Consider the following 16,859-nt stretch of genomic DNA (forward strand, 5'->3'; position numbering starts at 1 on the left):
GATGAAGACGGTCGTCATCATCGCCAATTTCGACGGCTATCCCGATGGCGTGAAGCGCAGCTTCGTCATCGGCGAGACGCCGTCGCTCGACGAGGCCTATGCCGATCTGCTGATCGCCAAGTGCCTGGCCGAAGAACCCCTCAACAAGCTCAAACCGCCGGCCCGTTCCGGCCAGGAGAAGCAGTCATGAAGATGTCGTCGATCGCGATCGACCCGACCAAGCGCGAGATCGGCGCGTGGGTGTCCGATATTCCGGAGCTGCCGGGCGTGCGGCTGAAGGTGCGCGGCTCCGACTGCGCCGACGCCCGCAAGCTCCGTTCGTCGCTGATCGAGCAGGTCCCGCGGCAGAAGCGCATTCGTGGCCGTATCGATCCGGAGGATCAGGATCGGATCACCGACGCGGTCCTGCATCGTGTGCTCTTGCTGGATTGGGACGGCATCGAGGACGAGCAGGATCAGCCGATCCCCTATTCCAAGGAGCAGGCCTTGGAATACATCACCGATCCGCGGTTCACCGTGTTCCGCAGCGGTGCTCTGTGGGCCGCCAACGTCGTGGCCGAGGACAAGGAAACCGCGACGGAATCCGATCTGGGAAACTCGTCGAAGTCCTCCGCTGGCAGCTCCAGTGGGGCGACAAGGAAAGCTTCCTAGTCGACCAGATCGATGATGAGACCGGCTTCGTTCCGCCCTCGCTAGTAAAGAAGCCGGATCTCGACGATGGCCTCGACTGGTATCTCGACGCTTTTTGGATGCTGACCGGCGAGCGGCCGGTCGGTGTCTTCGGCGGCGTCGGGCGCATCCCGTTCTCGGCCGTCGATCGTTGGGCTCAACGCTACGGCGTCGAAGATATCGACGCCTTTGAGAGGCTGCAGGCGATCGTCGAGGCTCTCGATGCCGAGTTCATCGACTTTGTGGCCAAGCAGCCGCCGCCTTCCCGCTAATCCGGATTGACCATGCGCGCATCGTCTCTCATTCGCGACGTCACGATCAGGGCTGAGTCCGTGGGCGTGACGGAGGCGGCTGCTGCTGCCGATAAGCTCGGCGCTGCCGTCGATGGCGCTGCGGCAGCCAATGATACCTTCTCGAAGTCGACGCTTTCGGTCGATCGCGCCCTCGATCGAGTGCGGCGCCAGATCGACGAGAGCTATCGGCAGTCGAAGCAATTCGAGGCTGGTCAGCGTGCGCTTGATCGCGCCTTGGAGGCGAGCCGCATCACGACGTCGGAATACGAGCGGGACCTCGCCTTGCTGAATGCCCGCTTCGGCGTTGCGGCAGGCGCCACGGATGGCGTCGCGAAGGCGGCAGAGGATTCGGCTCGCGGCATGGAGATGGCGGCGCGCGCGAACGACAATTTCAAGCGCTCGGCGGATGGGTCGGCGAAGGCCACCGGCTTGGCCCGGCATGAACTCGTCAATCTCAGCCGCCAGGTGCAGGACATCGGTGTTTCGCTGGCGTCGGGCCAATCTCCGATGACGGTGCTGATCCAGCAGGGCACGCAGGTTGCGGATATCTTCGCGAGTTCGCAGGGCACACTGCGGGGCTTCTTCAGCCAGGTGCTGAGCGGTGCAGCCCGGTTCGCGACCTCGGCCGCCGGCATGGCAGCGGGGCTGCTCGCGATCGGCGCCGCGGGCGCCTATGCGTCGCACCAGTATGCCGAGGGGCAGCGCGCCGTTGAAATTGCGCTGATGGGCGTCGGCAAGGCTTCCGGCCTGACCGTCGATGGCATCAACCGTGTCGCGGAAGCTGCGGCCCGCAGCGGCAATATCAGCCGCTCGACTGCGCGTGATTTCGCGTCGATCTTCGCCGGGACCGGAAAGATTGATGCCAGCCTCATCACGCCCGGCCTTCTCGATGGCGCGACGAAGGGCTTCAGCGTCCTGACCGGCCAAAGCCAGCGTGACGCGGCCGAGGCGTTGGCGCAGGCTCTGGCAAGCCCGACCCGAGGCGCCGATGAACTTGAAAAGCGTCTGGGCTCGCTCGATGACGCGCAGCGGCAGTTCATCCGGAATGCGGAAGCGGCAGGCAATCGCACGGCTGCGCAGAAGGCTCTGTTCGATGCCTTCAACCCGACCCTGCAAGAGGCTGCGACCAAGACGAATTGGCTCGCTAAGGCCTGGGAGAATGTCACCCGTTGGGCTGGCAATGCTGCTGATAGCATCGGCAAGGCCGTCGCCGGTAACACGACGCTCGACGATCGCATCGCGAAGCTGCAGGAGCAGATCGCCAACCGGCAAAGCTGGGGCTTCGGCACGGACACTTTGCAGGCTGAGCTCAATCCCCTCCTGCGCGAGCGCCGGTCGAACCGCGAGGCGCTAGACACGCGCACAGCCGATGCCCGCGCGCGGGAGCTTTCTGGTCAGGCTGGTGATGTTCTCCGCTCGATCTTCAGCGACGAGTCGGGACTGCAGAACCTGCGCAATCAGAAGGAATTGCTCGAAAAGATCTTCGGCGACAGCTCGGCGATGGCAAAGCTCGGGTCGCTGGCGCCGAAGGTGTCGGAAGGCATCGAGCGGCTGAATTCTAGCATCGAGAATTTCGAGACGGCGGCCCAGCGGGCTGTGAACGACAACGCTTTGCAGATTCAGTCGATCAATGCCTACTCGCTTTCGCAAAAGGTCGCTGTCGAGATGGAACGTGCCCGGATGGAGGCGATCCGGGCCGGGCGCGGCGAGCTGCAGGCCGGGGTCGAGGCTGAGCAAGCACGGTCGCGCGTCATTGCGGAGGCCAATCGCCAGCTTCGTGATACGGCGCGCGACCTAAAGGAGGCCGGCGGCCTGATCGGCCTCTCGCCTTTCGCGCGGAGCTTGCAGGAGGCCCGCAACCAAAGCCGCCGGGAAGGTGAGACGTTGAGCGGCGCCTCTTCGACGGGCTCCTTTCCTGGAAACCTGACGCGCGACCAGTTGCTCGATCTGATCGAGCAGAAGGAGAGCGGCGGCCGCAACGTGCAGAATTATCGGTACGACGCGACCCACACCGCGCAAGGCTATTTCCAGATTACGGACTCGACCTGGAGGGATATCGCGAGGGCGGCCGGGATCAATCTCGGCCAATACCCGAATGCGATGTCGGCGCCTTATGCCGTGCAGCGCTCGGCCGCGAATGCTCTCCTCGATACGAGAGGCGTGCAGCCCTGGGCGCCGCACAACCCTGCTCTGCGCAATGCCCTCGGTGCGGCGAATGACAATAGTAGCGCCGGGCTCAATGCCGCGGCTCGCGAGGCCAATGTCCTGAAGGAGGCTTACGAGGGCTGGAACACGCCTCTTGCTACCGCCAATCGCGCCCTCGACACCCAGATCGCGCTGCAGGATCGTGCAGCCGACAGCTTCATGAAATCCACGGCTGAGATCACTGCGGCTCAGGAAAAGCAGCGGCTGCTTAATGAGTACATGGCCCAGGGCATTCCGATCACGGAAGGGCTGGCTGGCAAGATCGAGGACTATGCGCAGCGGGCGGGTGCGGCGGCAGCTGCCTCGGAATCGTTTGCCAATGTGCAGAAAGCGGCGCGTGACTTCGGCGATATCGGTCGAGATGCGCTCAAGGGCTTCATCTCCGATCTTCGCTCGGGCAAGTCTGCGGCCGAGGCGTTCCAGAACACTCTAAGCCGCATCGCCGACAAGCTGATCGACATGGCGATCAACGATCTGTTCGGGAAGGCGTTCGGCGGCACCGGCGGCAGCACCGGGAGCGGCATTTTCGGACTGCTCGGAAAGGCACTCGGGATCGGTGGTGGAGGCTATAATTTCAACGGCTCGGGCTCGTTCAGCTTCGGCGCTGGGGGCTATACCGGGATGGGACCGTTCCTTCCGAATGCGTTGGGCAACGCCTTCGGCCCGTCCGGTTTGCATGCCTTTGCCCTTGGCGGTGCTTTTACAAATAGCATCGTCAGCCGGCCGACCCTCTTCCCGTTCGCGAACGGAACTGGGCTCATGGGCGAAGCTGGACCCGAAGCTATCATGCCGCTGCGGCGCGGGCGCGATGGTCGCCTCGGCGTCTCGGCTGCAGTCGCGGCGGCAGCGCCCGCGCAGTCCGCGTCGCCGATCGTAAACAACGTCCAGGTCGTGGCCCCGGAGGGCTCCAAGGTGCGGCAAGAGGAGCGACGCAACGAATCCGGCGGCAAGGATCTCCTCGTCTTCATCGACGAGGCCGTGGCTGACCGGATCTCGACGCCGGGCAGCAACTCGAATCGCGCACTTCGCACCGGTTACGGCATCCAAACCGGCTTGACGAGACGCTGATGCCTGCAATTTGGCCAACCTCCCTGCCCTTCCGCTTCATTGCCGGGACTTATGATCGAGCGCCCGGAGACGGGCGACTGCGCTCCCGAACCGATGCCGGCCCGGCCAAAGTTCGCCGTCGCTCTGCAGCGGTGCCTACCAACCTCTCTGGCGTCATCTCGATGAGCACCGGACAAGTGCTAGTGTTCCGCGACTTCGTCGAGTTGACCCTGATGAACGGGTCTCTCCCGTTCCTCTTCCCCGATCCACAAACGGAAACGCCCATCCTCGTGCGGCTTGGTGACAAGCTTCCGAAGGAGAACGATGCGGGCTTTGACCGGTGGAATCTGGCGCTCGATCTTGAGGTCATGCCGTAATGGCCCGCGCCGTCTCGCTGAAGTTCCTGCGCGCCCTGAATGCGCAGGAGACCGACGAGCTTCCGGTCGTGCTGCTGACGATCACGCATCCGAAACTGGAGGATGGTCCTGCCCGCCTCTGCAGCAGCGGCTATCGCATTCAGCAGGAGCCCCTGCTCTACGGAATGTATAGCCGCGGCCTGCGCTACGTGGCGCTTCCGTTCACGACGGTTCTGCCCGATGACAAGGAAGATGCCGCACCGGTCGCCAAGCTCTCGATCGACAATGTCGACCGGGAACTCGTCGCCCTGCTGCGGTCGACGACGACGCCGGCGGAAGTGGGCATGGAGATCGTTCTCGCGTTGTCGCCCGACGATGTCGAAATCGAGTTCCCGCCCTTCGACCTCGTCAATGCGGAATATGACGACGTGGCGATCACGATCACGCTGGCGATCGATGCGCTCGCGACCGAGCCGTACCCGTCCGGCACCTTTGATCCTGCGAGCTTCCCAGGCCTGTTCTGATGGATCTTTCCGAATTCGTCGGGTTGCCGTGGGCTGACAAGGGCCGCGGGCCGCAGGGCTATGACTGCTGGGGCCTGCTGCAGCTGGTCTATCGCCGGCGCCTCGCGATCGAGCTGCCGGATTTCAGCGAATTCTATGTGACGGCGACCGATCGCAACGCCGTCGCCGCGGTGATCGCCGGCCACCGCTCGCCGTGGCGCGAGATCGCTCCCGACGCCGTCTGCCCGCTCGACGGCGTGGTCATGCTGGAGGGCGGCGCCGCATGCCATGTCGGCATCGTCGCCTCGCCCGGCTTCGTCCTGCACATGGTTCCCGAGGGAGATTCGGTGATCGAGCCTTACACCACCGGCAAGCTGCGGCGGCGGATCGACGGCTTCTTCCGACACGAGGCCAGCGCGTGAATCAAATCGTTCAGGCTCCGCTGCATGGCGAGCTGCTTGGTGCCGCCGACAGCGTTCGCGTGGTTGCGTCGCTACACCCGTTCCGCTCGACCCGCGTCGAGGTGATGATGCCGGCCGGTCTCTCGATCGCCGAGATGATCGCGACGCTTCCGGTTCACCGGCTGCCTCACCGCCTGCTGGCCTCGATCGACGGCGACCCGATCCCGGCTGCATTGCATGCGCGTGTGCGGCCGAAGGTCGGCCACACCGTCACGCTCGTCGCAGTGCCGCAGGGCGGCAAGGGGGGCGTCGGTCAAATCCTGATGATCGCCGTCGCGGTTCTGGCGCTCGTTGTGACGGCGGGCTGGGCCGCTCCGGTCATCGGCGGAATTTTCGGAGCTGGCGTAGGCGCGGCGTTCGCCGCGGGCACGCTGGGTGCTTCGCTGTTGGGCGCCGCCATCTCGATCGGCGGAGCGCTTCTCGTGCAGGCGCTCTTTCCGCCATCGAAGCCGAAGAGAGAGGTCGAGCCGGAACAGCGATACTCGATCGGCGGCGGGCGCAATGGAGCGAGCCCCTATGGCACTGTGCCGGCGACTCTCGGCTTCCACCGGATGCAGCCGCTCTATGCGGCGAAGCCCTATACCGAGATCATCGGCGACGATCAGTATCTGCGCATGCTCTTCGTCTGGGGTTATGGCCCGGTCGACATTTCCGATCTGAAGATCGGGACGACGCCGATCGGTCAATACAATGGCGTCGAGATCGAGACGCGCCTCGGATACCCCGGCGATGCGGCGGTGACGCTGATGCCGCAGGAGACTTTCGAGGAGGCGATCAACGTCGAGATGGAATACGGCGAGCCGATCTCGCGGACGAGCGCTGCCGATGTCGACGAGCTCAGCTGGGACGTGACCTTTCCCGGCGGCCTCTATGCCACTTGGTCGAAGACTGGCGCGCAGCTGCCGATGGCGGTGAGCTACCGCTTTTCCTATAGGCCGGTCGGCTCCGGTAGTTGGATCACCGTGTTCGAAACGCAGGCCTATGAGAGCCGCAAGGACGCGTTCCGCCGCGGCTTCCGCCTCCCGGTATCGCGCGGCCAATACGAGATGCGGGCCGAGCGGACCTCGGCGAAAGGCCTGAACATCAATTCCAGCGCGGTCGAGACGTTGATGCTCACGGCTATGCGGTCAAGCCGGAACGCCTATCCGCTGAACTTCCCGAAACCTCTGGCGGTCACCGCGATCCGCATCCTGGCGTCGTCACAGCTCAATGGCGTCGTCGACACGCTGAACGGCCTGGTTCGCAGCTACGTGAAGGGGTGGAACGGCTCGGCTTGGGTTGAAAACACGCTGTCGAACTGGCCACCCGATCTCTTCCGTCACGTCCTGCAAAGCGCGCCGAACGCCCGCCCGGTTTCAGACGATCGCATTGACCTGGTCGCGCTGCAGGGATGGTGGGCCTTTTGCAAGCTGCACGGGTTCACCTTCAACAAGGTTCTGGAGCAGGCGGCGTCGGTGGTCTCGGTGCTCGACGAGATCTGCGCAGCGGGCCGCGCCGTTCGGGTCTTCGTCGATGGCAAGTGGTCCGTGATTTGGGATCGGCCCGACTTGCCGATCGTCCAGCATTTCTCACCGCGCAACTCGCGCGATTTCAGTGGCAGCCGGCGCTATCTGCGCATGCCGCACGGCTTCCGCGTCAAGTTCCTGAACGAGACGAAGAACTATGAGCAGGATGAGCGGGTCGTCTATGACGACGGCTATACCAAGGCCAATGCGACCCTGTTCGAAGCGATCGAGTTTCCGGGCGTCACCAATCCCGATCTGATCTGGAAGCACGGCCGATTCCACATTGCGCAGGTCCGGCTGCGGCCGGAAACCTACAGCCTCACCGTCGATTTCGAGAACCTGGTCTGCACGCGCGGCGACCGTGTCCGCGTCAGCCACGACGTGCCGCTCTGGGGTCAGATCAGCGCCCGCGTCACCGCCGTCAGCGGCTTCGAGATCACCCTCGACGAGTGGGTCGTGATGGAAGCCGGCAAGAACTATGTCGCGCGCTTCCGCCTCGAGGATGGGACGAGCGTCCTGCACAACGTCACGCGGATCGTCGGCGAGCACCAAACGATCTTGCTCTCCGCCGACGCGGCCTTGCCCAAGGTCGGCGACCTGATGCTCGGCTTCGGCGAACTCGGCCGCGAAAGCGTGGTGCTGCGCGTCCTGCGGATCGAGCCGGGCGCCGACATGTCTGCGACGCTCACCCTGGTCGACGACGCCCCGGAGATCAGCCAGGCCGATACCGGCACGATCCCGATCTTCGACAGCAAGATCTCCGCGCCAGTCAACCCGCTGGCGCTGGCACCCTCCGATCTCGTCGTTTCGGAAGAGCTGTTCACCCTCGGCGGCGATATCCGGGCCGCTGCGCGCATCAGTTGGCGCGTTCAGCGCACCGGCTTTGCGACAAGCTATGAAGTGCAGATCCGCGACGACAGCATCGCCAATTCGGACTGGCGCCCGCTGGCTACGGTGCCGGTTCCGCAGACGACGACCTCGACCGGAGAGCTTGCGCCGGGCACGTACTCCTTCCGCGTGCGTTCCCTCTTCTCGACTCTGCAGCCGTCCGGCTGGCAGGAGCGGCTCTTCGAGGTGTTCCAAGGCCTTAATGCCCCGCCGCCGGACGTGACGGGATTCCGGATCGCGTCGCTGGCCGATATCGCCACGCTGACCTGGAACGCGATCTCGCAGCTCAACCTGAGCCATTTCGAGATCCGCTATTCGCCGCTCACCGTTGGCGTCACCTGGGGCTCGGCCGGCGTGATCGTGCCGCGTGCGTCCGGTGCGCAGGTGCAGATTCCGAACCGGGTTGGCACCTATCTGATCAAGGCCGTGACGCAGCAAGATCAGGCCTCGACGAACGCGGCGGTGCTGACCTCAACCATCGCGCAGCTCGCCACGGTGAACGAGGTCGAGATCATCGACGAGGCGCCGGCCTTCGCTGGCACGATGAGCGGCGTCGAGAAATCGGGAAGCTTCCTGCAGCTGGCAGCGCCGGGCGGCGTCATGCCTGCGACCGGCACCTACTATTTCGCTGGCAGCGTCGATCTCGGCGCCGTTTACACCTCGCGCCTGACGCCGACCGTCGACGCGTTCGGCGCGTCGCTGAACGACGTCATGGCATCCTGGCGGACGCTCGCCGAGGTAGAGCGGCTGGCGAACGCCGAGCCATCGCAATGGGGCGTGCGCGTCGAGTACAGGATGACGTCCGTCGATCCGGCCGATGACGACTGGTCGGATTGGGCGACCCTCGTCATCACCGACCTGACGGCTCGTGCTTTCGAGTTCCGCGCGATCCTCACAGGCACGCTGACCTACAACGTGACGCCAGTCGTGCGGGCGCTCTCCGTACAGGTCGACATGCCCGATCGCGTCGAGGCTGGCGACGACCTGCTCGTCGGCACCTCTGGGCTGCGCATCGACTTCACCCCGCCCTTCAAGCGGCTGCGCGGCGTCGCGCTCGCGATTCAGGATCGGGCGTCTGGCGACCGCGAAGAGATCACCGAGAAAGACGAAACCGGCTTCATGCTGCGCTTCTACAACGCCGCCGGCTCGCCGGTTGCGCGCACGGCCGATTTCGTCGCGAAAGGCTATGGAAGGGTCGACGCATGAGCCAATTCGATTGGGGCACGATGCTTCCGGTCAGCACGTCCGGCACGCAGCTTGCCGACAAGCTCAACCAATATAAGGCTGCAGCGAACTCGAACCATTCCGGCTCGAATAGGCCAGATTATGCCGTCGCTCGGATGATGTGGTTCGACACTTCGTCTGAGCCATGGAAGCTAATGCTGTATGACGGTGCCGACGATATCGTCGTCATGCAGTTCGATCCGGTCGGCAACACGCCGATCATCGGGCTTGGCGCCGAGGTCGAGGTGGAATCGGCCGCAACTGTCAACCTTGCTCAGCAGAAATCCAACCTGGTGCGGATTACCGGTACCACGGCGATCGAGAGCTTTGGCAATGCCGGGGCGGGCATCCTGCGCTTCGTCCAGTTCACCGAGGCGCTGACATTGACGCACGGTGCCAATCTGGACCTGCCCGGAGGCGCCAACATCGCGAGCGGGGCCGGCGATCGAGCGATCATGCTCTCGGTCGGCGCCAACGCCTGGCGCTGCGTCTCCTATACCCGCGCCAACGGCTCGACGCCCGCGAACCGCGATGCGAGCGTGGCGCAATACCGGGCCAAGGCCGCGAAGCTGGTGACGGCGGAGACGGCCTTCGCCGCTGCTGCCCCCGTTTCCCTCACCGATGCCGCGACGATCGCGGTCGACCTGTCGCTCGGCTTCAACTTCAAGGTGACGCTGTCGGCCAGTCGAACGCTGGGCTATCCCAGCAACCGCATCCCCGGCCAGACCGGGCGGATCAAGGTGGTCACGAACGGCTACGGCCTGAGCTATGCGGCCGGCTACGTGTTCACGAACGGCATCGCGCCGGCCTTGGGGGCGAAGGCCTATCTCGACTATTTCGTCGACGAGGATGCCGTTCACCTCATGGGTTCGCGGCTTTCGTAATGCTTGCGAAGCCCGCGATCCTGCGGCGCGAGCGGCGGCTCGTGCTGCCGCCGACGCGCAGGCTGATCCTGCCCGTGCGCGCGACCTTGCCGGGCACGGCTGGGGTGCGCTCGACGAAGAACGTCATTGCCCAGACGCTGGTCTATGGGCCGGGCACCTACACGTTCACCTGGCCGGAATTCAACCGGATCGTCTTCGACCTCTCGGCGGCTGGCGGCGGCGGCGGTGGTGCTGTCACGTCCGACAATCAAGGGCACTTCTTCACCGGCGGCGACGGCAATGCTGGAGGGTGGAGCTACATCGACCTGAACGGGTTCGGCATTTACGCCTATGGCGGTGGCGGTGGCGGCGCCAACAACGGCGGCGGAGGGACGCAGGGCTATCACGGCTCGGCCGATAACGGCGACAGCAACATCTCTGCTGGCGGCGCCGCCGGCGGGGTCGGCGGCTATCCGCAGTTCTTCCAGGGCGGCTATGGCGGCTATGGCGGACGCGTGATCCGCACCGTCACGGACGGGGCTTCGGCTGCCAAGCTGTTCGGCCAGACCTCGACCCTCGTGGTGGGAACAGGCGGCGCGGGCGGCCCGAACGGCGCCTCCGGGTTCTTCGGCTACGGCGGCGCCGGCGGCAACGGCTACGCCACAATCACCATTTCCTAAGAGAGAGATCATGGAACGCTGGATTATCCGCAGGGTCGGCGGAGGCGAAGTGCTGCGCGTCCGTGAGGGGCAGCAATTCGAATGGGCCGATGTCATCCATGCGCAGGACTGGATCAGCCGGCATAGCGACGAGGAGCTTGCCGAGCTTGGTTTCGAGGTCGAGCATGTCGCGATCGAGGCGCCGCCCGAACCGGAGCGGCCCGTCATCGCGTCGCGCCGGCAGTTTTTCAAAGCCTTGGCGTTGCGCGGACATATCTCGCAGGCCGAGGCCCTTGCGGCCGTGACGGTCAACGCCATTCCGGCGGCGCTGCAGACCGAGATCGACAAGCTTCCGGAGGCTGAGCGCTTCGGTGCGCAGATGGATGTTGCCGGCGCGGCCGAGTTCGACAGCCGACACCCTTTGACGCTGCGCCTCGGCGCCGGGCTCATGAGCGCCGACGCTCTCTCCGAATTCTTCGCCTTCGCGAAAACCCTCTGAACCCTCAACCCCGCCATGACGGACGGCTGGCCGCGCGCCGGCCGGCAGGAGCGCGCCCATGACGATGCTGATCGAGAACTGGCCTGACGGATCGAACCGGGCCGCGCTGGCGCCTCCGGTGTCCGACTATGTCGAGGACGTCGTGCTGGCCGCAGACACCATCGTCCGCGTCCAGATCCCGCAGGGAAGGCGGTTCTTCGTCATGAGTTTTGACGGAGATGTCCGGATGAAGCTCGGCGTCAATACGACGACCTTCGCTCTGCCCACAGCGAGCACGACCAGCGGCGCCGGCTCGATCCTGAACCCGCAGGCGCGTCGCATTCCCCCCCGTCTCGCTGACAGCGCGACCGTCCCTACGCATCTCGTGTTGCGGGCGCCTGCCGCCTGCAAAGGCTCCATCGAATTCTACGAGTGAGGTTTTCTGACTATGGCCAGCTTTTCAGGTCGCGGCGGTGCGTTCTCCGGTCGCTGTGGCAGTGCTGCGGGTGGCGGTGCGGTCCCATCGCCAGCGATCACCTCTTATGATCGCCCCAGCAAGACGCTCGCCGGCACGGCCGAGCCGGGCGCAACGGTCAACATCCTGGCCGATGGCGTCGTGGCAGGCACGGCGACTGCCGACGGTGCGGGCGTATGGTCCTATGTCTTTGGCACCGGGCCGGCGACGGGCGTGACGCTCAGCACGACGCAGACCAAGGCCTTCACATCCGGATCGAGCAACCTGGTGATCGTGCCGCCCGCGTCGGTCTCGCTCGGCCCGCTCAATCTGTCTGCCCTGTCCTTTACTGAAGGTGCGACGGCCGGGACCGTCATCGGAGCAATCCAGAACAAGACGTCGGGCTCGACGGTCGATATCAGCCCGGCGGATGGTCGTGTGGCGGTGTCCGGCAGCAACGTCGTGGTGGGCTTGACGCCGGCCAGCATCGGAACATTCTCCTTCACGCTGGTCGAGACGCTCGCCGGCGCCACCAACACGCCGCGCTCGACGACGATCTCCTTGACGGTCAACGCGGCCGATGCCGGCCCCTTCCCGACCTTTGCGCCGGCATTTCTTCGCGTCGCTGCGGATGATGGCGGCAACACCGTCGAGACCACGGATCAGACCTTCGCGCCCTCGGCTGTCGATACCGCCAACAGCAAGATCGCTCTGCCTGGTCTGACCTATGCCGCTGCCGGGGCGATCGCATCGATTGCGGCGACACGCGTCACTTTCAGTTCGACCGGCGCGCTCCCTGCGCCGCTCGTCGCCGATACGCCTTACCTGCTTTCGCTCGTCTCCGGGAACGACTTCGAGCTCTACCCCGAGGCCAAGCAATCGGATTGGTCAACGACGCCTACGATGCTGGCGGACGATGCTCCGATGCCGGCCCAGAACTATTTTCAGCGCGTCAACAAGGTCGTCTTGACGTCGCAGGGAAGCGGCACGCATCGCGTCAAGTCGCTGCCGCTCATGAAGGAAATGCCGAACCTGATCGCAGGCAAGCCTGCCTACAAGATCGGATCGGCCTCGACGGATAGGCATAACCGCTTCGAGATCGTGACCGATGGCAGAGGCGATAAGGCTTTGCTCGGCCGGATACTTGCGCGCGACCCGTCGAGCAACGGCGCCTACAACCTTTATGGCTTCGGTATCGACCAATCGGCCGGCGATCAGCGCATCGCCTTCCAAACGGAGTCCCGGAGCAAGCGCACGCTCGTTGCCATTGCGGTTCTCCGATGGGACGAGTCAGATACCTACGGCTTGGCGAAGGTCCCGCTTGCGCCGAGCGCGGTGAACACGTCGACGGGTGTGCTGACCTTCACTGCCCATGGCATGACGACGGGTTGGCGTGTTCGGCTGTTGGCCCATGTGAATGGCGGCGTCCTTCCGACCGGTTTTGCTGGCGGAACGCAGGATTACTGGGTTCGGTCTGTCACTGCGAACACGATGACCCTTCATACGTCCTCGGCCGATGCCACGGCCGGCACGAGTCCGGTGATCCCAACGGCGCAAGGGTCGGTCGGCTTTCTCGTTTATGCGCCGGAGCGACCCGGCGATGTCGAGCGCATGCGCTTCCTTGGCGAATGGAGAAACCCCGCCAACGGCGGCAACAGCTGCACCGTGCGCACCAACGCAATCAACTATGGCGACCAGACGTATCTGGCTTCCGACGTGACGGTCTCGGGCTCGAGCAATGGCAATGTCGGCGCCGCCGGCCGCACGTCGACGGGACTTGTGCCGACGACGAGCGACGTCGCGAAGGTTCGCATCCGGTTTCCTGCCGAATCGGTTGCGCCGACCCGAAGCGATACCGGTCAGCCGTTGGCGAGCGGAGAGTATTGGATCAGGCGGCATGCCTCCAGCGTGGCCGTCGTTCTCTACGATACGCAGGCGGCGTGCCTGGCTGATCTTGGTCTGGCCCCGGCTGCTTCGTCGTGCATCAAGTTCTCGGCGGCAGGGGCCGGCTTCTTCCGACTGGAACAGGTCGGATCGAGGCCGTTCAATGCCAGCAGCGAGCGGGGTGCCGAGACCTTGCCCGCGAACCGCTGGGGCCCTCCGATCGGACAGAAGGGCCTGCTGACGGCGCTGGTCGACTATGATGATCCGTCGTCGAGTTTCATCCGCTATCGCTATTATTGGAACGGGTCGCTTGTAGCGGACTACCAAAGCAGCAACGGCGCCAAGGGCGTGACGGGCAGCGGCACCAGCGGCGCCGACACCGGCATGACCTTGATGAACAGCCCGCAGAGGCATGTGTCCTTCGAAGGGCTTCTCTACGATCTGACGCTTGCCGCCTCCGACAGCGAGATCTCAGCGAGCGACCTGCAGCCGGTTCACAACTGGCTCATGGCGAAATACGGCATCGCCGCCTGATCCCCTAACTGGTTGAAGCCAGCGGGACCCGACCGCCAATCTAGCGGCCGGGTCAGCCCAGGCTGATGCGGCTTCGAGGTAGGGCCAGGCCTCGCTGGGCAGGGGACCATGCTGATGATCCGCCAGGCTAGCCCCATCTAGGGGCTTGAACTCACCACCCGGCGCCGCGCGACGGACGCCCGTGCATGGCGATTACAGTTAGAAACTGCCCCACCTACGTGGGGCCACTCGCCGACGGCGCCAGGAAATGAGTGCCCGAGCGGCGTAACCTACGAGAAATGCTGCCAGCGCAATTGCGATGTCGCGGAAGGTAAGGCCGGCAGCGTCCAAGTATCTGTCCATGTGGCCCCTCAGTGCCTCAAGCTGGCGACTGCCGATGCAATATACGTGCTGAGGTCGACAACGTTCCCGCCAACTTTTGCGGCGCAGCAACGAATGTTGCGGACGCATACGAACTCTTGATGTCAGGTTCCCGTTAGTCGGGGGACGAATCAGTACGAGGATCCACCCATGCTCGCGGTCTGCACCGTCTACTTGGTTTGTACGGCGATATTCCTCGAGCTGGCCGACCGCGCTTCCGAACTAGCCGAATAGCAAAATCCAAACGCTATAAGCGATGCCGGCAACCCACGCGACCATGGCGAAGGCCGTCGCAGCCAAGTAGACCGGCACTATTAATCGACCCTTCACGGCACGCTCCATAGCGGAAGACCCGGCTCGCCTCCTTAGAAGCGAGCCGAGCCGGCCCCCGGCCGATGCAATGAGGCGGGGCCAGACCTCGACATAGAAACGCGCCAAATCAGCTAACGTTGCGTCATTACCTCAAGTGAACCGAGATAATCCTCGCCGCATGTTGCCGGTCACTATTCGAGTGAAACCAAGAGCGCGCATCCCGCAATCGCAGCGGGAGACAAGAATAGCAATAATCCTGCCGCACGCCAGATAATCTTGCTCCAGGCGGATTGTGTGTCGTCGTAGCCGATAGCGTCGTCGGTCATTGGCATGGCTCATTTGCTTCTTCCCGCGAGTTCTATCGTGACGGCGGCGTTACGGAAACGACAAGGTGAATAATTGGTAAAAATCTGAACCCATCACCCATCTACAGGGCAGCTAAGCCCGCTCCGCCCGCCTTGTGCGGGCTTTTTCACATCCGGAGCCTCTATGGACACGACCGCAATTCAGCGGGCGCTGGTCGCGCTCGGCTATCCAATGCCCAAGTTCGGGGCGGACGGCTCATTCGGCGGCGAAACGCGCGATGCAATGAACGATTTCCAGCGCGACAATGACCTGCCGGTGACCGAGTCCCCTGACCAAAGGACGATTGAGGCGCTGCAAGCTGTAATCGCTAAGAAAGCGGCGGGTCAGCCGGGGGCTGGGGGGCACGTACCGGCCGACTGGATGCCCGCCGCGCAATTGGACCGGGTGATAGTCCACTGGACCGCTGGAACCCATCGAGCGTCAGGGCTCGACCGCAGTCATTACCATATCCTGATCGAGGGTGACGGCAAGCTCGTCCGAGGTATCCCTTCGATCGATCGCAACGATGCGCGCGGGGTGAAACCTGGCTACGCTGCGCACACGTTGGGCTGCAACACCGGCTCGATCGGGGTATCGCTATGCTGCATGGCCGGGGCAGTCCAAAGTCCCTTCAAGGCCGGATTGGCTCCGATGACGCGGAAGCAGTGGGACACGCTGCCGGCCGTGCTTGCTGACCTCTGCCGCCGCTATTCCATCCCGGTGAAGCCGCGCACGGTTTTGTCGCATGCCGAGGTCCAAGGCACGCTCGGCGTCCAGCAGCGCGGCAAGTGGGACATCTCCCGGCTAGCGTTTGATCCCAACGTGGTCGGAGCGAAAGCCTGCGGCGATCAATTCCGCTTGTCGACGTCTTCTTTGCTCACCCCCTGATCCGCGACGAGCCTCGGTTTCGACCTGTCCGCTTCTTCGCTCTTCCGTTCTTTTTGCTCGCGCTTCGCCTTAGCCCGCTTGTTGGCGAGCGCCAGCTTCCTGCCGGTTTTCATGACCCGTCCTCGTCGCCCACGCGTCATGCAACCGGAAAGGTGACCTAGCGACACCTCCCATTTGGGGGTCTACCCGCTGCGGCCGGGCCTGCCGCGTCTCATCCCTTGGGAGCACATCCATGAACCGCATCATCCTGGCGCTTGTCGCCCTGGGAGCGCTGGCGCTCGCCGGTTGCCAGAACGTCACCGGCTATCAGCTTTCGCAGACCTCGAGCTCGGGCTGGCAACAGATCGCCGCCGGCGCCGGCCAGGTCATCGGCCAGACCAAGTACGACACCAAGGTCGCGCAGGTCTCTGAGCAGCTCTCGCGGTACTGCGGCGCGCTTCGAGCGGTCGCCATGGGCGCCAGCATCTTCGCGCCCGAGAAACATAAGGCTCTCGCCAAGCAAGCAGCCGCGGCCGTCAGCTCGGTCTGCGACAACCCGCCGAGCGACGTCGCCTCCGCGCTCTCTGCCGCCGCCAAGGCCTATGAGGCCGTCCTCGCCGCCGGCGAAGCGACCGGCGTCACCCTCCAGACCGCAGCCGCAGGAGCCTGAGCGATGTTCACGATCGAGCAATTCTGGAGCCTTGTTCGTACTCTCCTGCAGACGGCCGGCGCCGCTCTGGTCACTCGCGGCTATCTTGACGATGGCTCGATGCAGATCGTTGTCGGCGCGCTCATGACCCTGATCACGACGGGGTACAGCCTCTACATCCGCCGCAAGGCCGGCTTGGTGGCGTCGGCTGCGGCGCTGCCCGAGGTGGCGCAGATCGTCACGACGCCGGAGATCAAGGCGAAGATCCCCGACCCCTCTGTAACGACGCGCTTCTGACAGCCT

Annotated in this window: 16 protein-coding genes; all 16 read left to right on the plus strand. The window is 64.4% G+C overall.

Going from position 1 to position 16,859, the window contains the following annotated elements:
* The first annotated feature begins 1 nt into the window (after position 1).
* Positions 2 to 190 (plus strand): hypothetical protein, encoded by a 189-nt coding sequence (locus AC3WMA_RS15995; protein ID WP_492286359.1) that lies wholly within the window; start codon positions 2 to 4, stop codon positions 188 to 190.
* Positions 187 to 651, plus strand: a complete 465-nt coding sequence (locus AC3WMA_RS16000; RefSeq protein WP_492286360.1) for a phage-derived protein YdaY family protein — start codon at positions 187 to 189, stop codon at positions 649 to 651. Before AC3WMA_RS15995 ends, AC3WMA_RS16000 begins: the two co-directional genes overlap by 4 nt.
* The gene (locus AC3WMA_RS16005) at positions 537 to 941 is read left to right on the plus strand and encodes a phage tail assembly chaperone (protein ID WP_492286361.1); all 405 of its coding nucleotides are present in this window, start codon (positions 537 to 539) and stop codon (positions 939 to 941) included. Before AC3WMA_RS16000 ends, AC3WMA_RS16005 begins: the two co-directional genes overlap by 115 nt.
* Before the next feature lie 12 nt (positions 942 to 953).
* The gene (locus AC3WMA_RS16010; protein ID WP_492286618.1) at positions 954 to 4,235 is read left to right on the plus strand and encodes a phage tail length tape measure family protein; all 3,282 of its coding nucleotides are present in this window, start codon (positions 954 to 956) and stop codon (positions 4,233 to 4,235) included.
* Positions 4,235 to 4,591: a hypothetical protein gene (locus tag AC3WMA_RS16015; protein WP_492286362.1), complete on the plus strand. Its 357-nt coding sequence runs from the start codon at positions 4,235 to 4,237 to the stop codon at positions 4,589 to 4,591. The genes AC3WMA_RS16010 and AC3WMA_RS16015 overlap by 1 nt, the downstream gene beginning before the upstream one ends.
* Entirely contained in the window at positions 4,591 to 5,094 is a 504-nt protein-coding gene (locus tag AC3WMA_RS16020; RefSeq protein ID WP_492286363.1) for a DUF1833 family protein, read from the plus strand. Before AC3WMA_RS16015 ends, AC3WMA_RS16020 begins: the two co-directional genes overlap by 1 nt.
* Positions 5,094 to 5,495 (plus strand): NlpC/P60 family protein, encoded by a 402-nt coding sequence (locus AC3WMA_RS16025; RefSeq protein ID WP_492286364.1) that lies wholly within the window; start codon positions 5,094 to 5,096, stop codon positions 5,493 to 5,495. The genes AC3WMA_RS16020 and AC3WMA_RS16025 overlap by 1 nt, the downstream gene beginning before the upstream one ends.
* On the plus strand, positions 5,492 to 9,133 hold the full coding sequence (locus AC3WMA_RS16030; protein WP_492286365.1) for a TipJ family phage tail tip protein: 3,642 nt from the start codon (positions 5,492 to 5,494) through the stop codon (positions 9,131 to 9,133). Before AC3WMA_RS16025 ends, AC3WMA_RS16030 begins: the two co-directional genes overlap by 4 nt.
* Positions 9,130 to 10,035 carry a hypothetical protein gene (locus AC3WMA_RS16035; protein WP_492286366.1) on the plus strand — a complete coding sequence of 302 codons (906 nt, stop codon included), beginning with the start codon at positions 9,130 to 9,132 and terminating at the stop codon, positions 10,033 to 10,035. The genes AC3WMA_RS16030 and AC3WMA_RS16035 overlap by 4 nt, the downstream gene beginning before the upstream one ends.
* Positions 10,035 to 10,694: a hypothetical protein gene (locus AC3WMA_RS16040; protein WP_492286367.1), complete on the plus strand. Its 660-nt coding sequence runs from the start codon at positions 10,035 to 10,037 to the stop codon at positions 10,692 to 10,694. The genes AC3WMA_RS16035 and AC3WMA_RS16040 overlap by 1 nt, the downstream gene beginning before the upstream one ends.
* A gap of 10 nt (positions 10,695 to 10,704) precedes the next feature.
* On the plus strand, positions 10,705 to 11,172 hold the full coding sequence (locus AC3WMA_RS16045; RefSeq protein ID WP_492286368.1) for a hypothetical protein: 468 nt from the start codon (positions 10,705 to 10,707) through the stop codon (positions 11,170 to 11,172).
* A gap of 58 nt (positions 11,173 to 11,230) precedes the next feature.
* Positions 11,231 to 11,587: a hypothetical protein gene (locus AC3WMA_RS16050; RefSeq protein WP_492286369.1), complete on the plus strand. Its 357-nt coding sequence runs from the start codon at positions 11,231 to 11,233 to the stop codon at positions 11,585 to 11,587.
* Between the two features lie 12 nt (positions 11,588 to 11,599).
* Positions 11,600 to 14,023, plus strand: coding sequence for an Ig-like domain-containing protein (locus AC3WMA_RS16055; protein ID WP_492286370.1), 2,424 nt, complete (start codon positions 11,600 to 11,602; stop codon positions 14,021 to 14,023).
* 1,161 nt (positions 14,024 to 15,184) lie between these two features.
* The gene (locus tag AC3WMA_RS16060) at positions 15,185 to 15,928 is read left to right on the plus strand and encodes a peptidoglycan recognition protein family protein (protein ID WP_492286371.1); all 744 of its coding nucleotides are present in this window, start codon (positions 15,185 to 15,187) and stop codon (positions 15,926 to 15,928) included.
* Between the two features lie 232 nt (positions 15,929 to 16,160).
* Positions 16,161 to 16,577: a hypothetical protein gene (locus AC3WMA_RS16065; RefSeq protein WP_492286372.1), complete on the plus strand. Its 417-nt coding sequence runs from the start codon at positions 16,161 to 16,163 to the stop codon at positions 16,575 to 16,577.
* A gap of 3 nt (positions 16,578 to 16,580) precedes the next feature.
* On the plus strand, positions 16,581 to 16,853 hold the full coding sequence (locus AC3WMA_RS16070; protein WP_492286373.1) for a Pam3-gp28 family putative phage holin: 273 nt from the start codon (positions 16,581 to 16,583) through the stop codon (positions 16,851 to 16,853).
* Positions 16,854 to 16,859: the final 6 nt, after the last annotated feature.

Source organism: Allobosea sp. FW305-C-101, from assembly GCF_058783685.1.

Excerpts from the sequence above, each read along its gene's own strand:
- AC3WMA_RS15995 (WP_492286359.1), top strand. The coding sequence starts at position 2 with ATGAAGACGGTCGTCATCATCGCCAATTTCGACGGCTATCCCGATGGC.
- AC3WMA_RS16000 (WP_492286360.1), top strand. The coding sequence starts at position 187 with ATGAAGATGTCGTCGATCGCGATCGACCCGACCAAGCGCGAGATCGGC.
- AC3WMA_RS16010 (WP_492286618.1), top strand. The coding sequence starts at position 954 with ATGCGCGCATCGTCTCTCATTCGCGACGTCACGATCAGGGCTGAGTCC.
- AC3WMA_RS16015 (WP_492286362.1), top strand. The coding sequence starts at position 4,235 with ATGCCTGCAATTTGGCCAACCTCCCTGCCCTTCCGCTTCATTGCCGGG.
- AC3WMA_RS16020 (WP_492286363.1), top strand. The coding sequence starts at position 4,591 with ATGGCCCGCGCCGTCTCGCTGAAGTTCCTGCGCGCCCTGAATGCGCAG.
- AC3WMA_RS16025 (WP_492286364.1), top strand. The coding sequence starts at position 5,094 with ATGGATCTTTCCGAATTCGTCGGGTTGCCGTGGGCTGACAAGGGCCGC.
- AC3WMA_RS16035 (WP_492286366.1), top strand. The coding sequence starts at position 9,130 with ATGAGCCAATTCGATTGGGGCACGATGCTTCCGGTCAGCACGTCCGGC.
- AC3WMA_RS16040 (WP_492286367.1), top strand. The coding sequence starts at position 10,035 with ATGCTTGCGAAGCCCGCGATCCTGCGGCGCGAGCGGCGGCTCGTGCTG.
- AC3WMA_RS16045 (WP_492286368.1), top strand. The coding sequence starts at position 10,705 with ATGGAACGCTGGATTATCCGCAGGGTCGGCGGAGGCGAAGTGCTGCGC.
- AC3WMA_RS16050 (WP_492286369.1), top strand. The coding sequence starts at position 11,231 with ATGACGATGCTGATCGAGAACTGGCCTGACGGATCGAACCGGGCCGCG.
- AC3WMA_RS16055 (WP_492286370.1), top strand. The coding sequence starts at position 11,600 with ATGGCCAGCTTTTCAGGTCGCGGCGGTGCGTTCTCCGGTCGCTGTGGC.
- AC3WMA_RS16060 (WP_492286371.1), top strand. The coding sequence starts at position 15,185 with ATGGACACGACCGCAATTCAGCGGGCGCTGGTCGCGCTCGGCTATCCA.
- AC3WMA_RS16065 (WP_492286372.1), top strand. The coding sequence starts at position 16,161 with ATGAACCGCATCATCCTGGCGCTTGTCGCCCTGGGAGCGCTGGCGCTC.
- AC3WMA_RS16070 (WP_492286373.1), top strand. The coding sequence starts at position 16,581 with ATGTTCACGATCGAGCAATTCTGGAGCCTTGTTCGTACTCTCCTGCAG.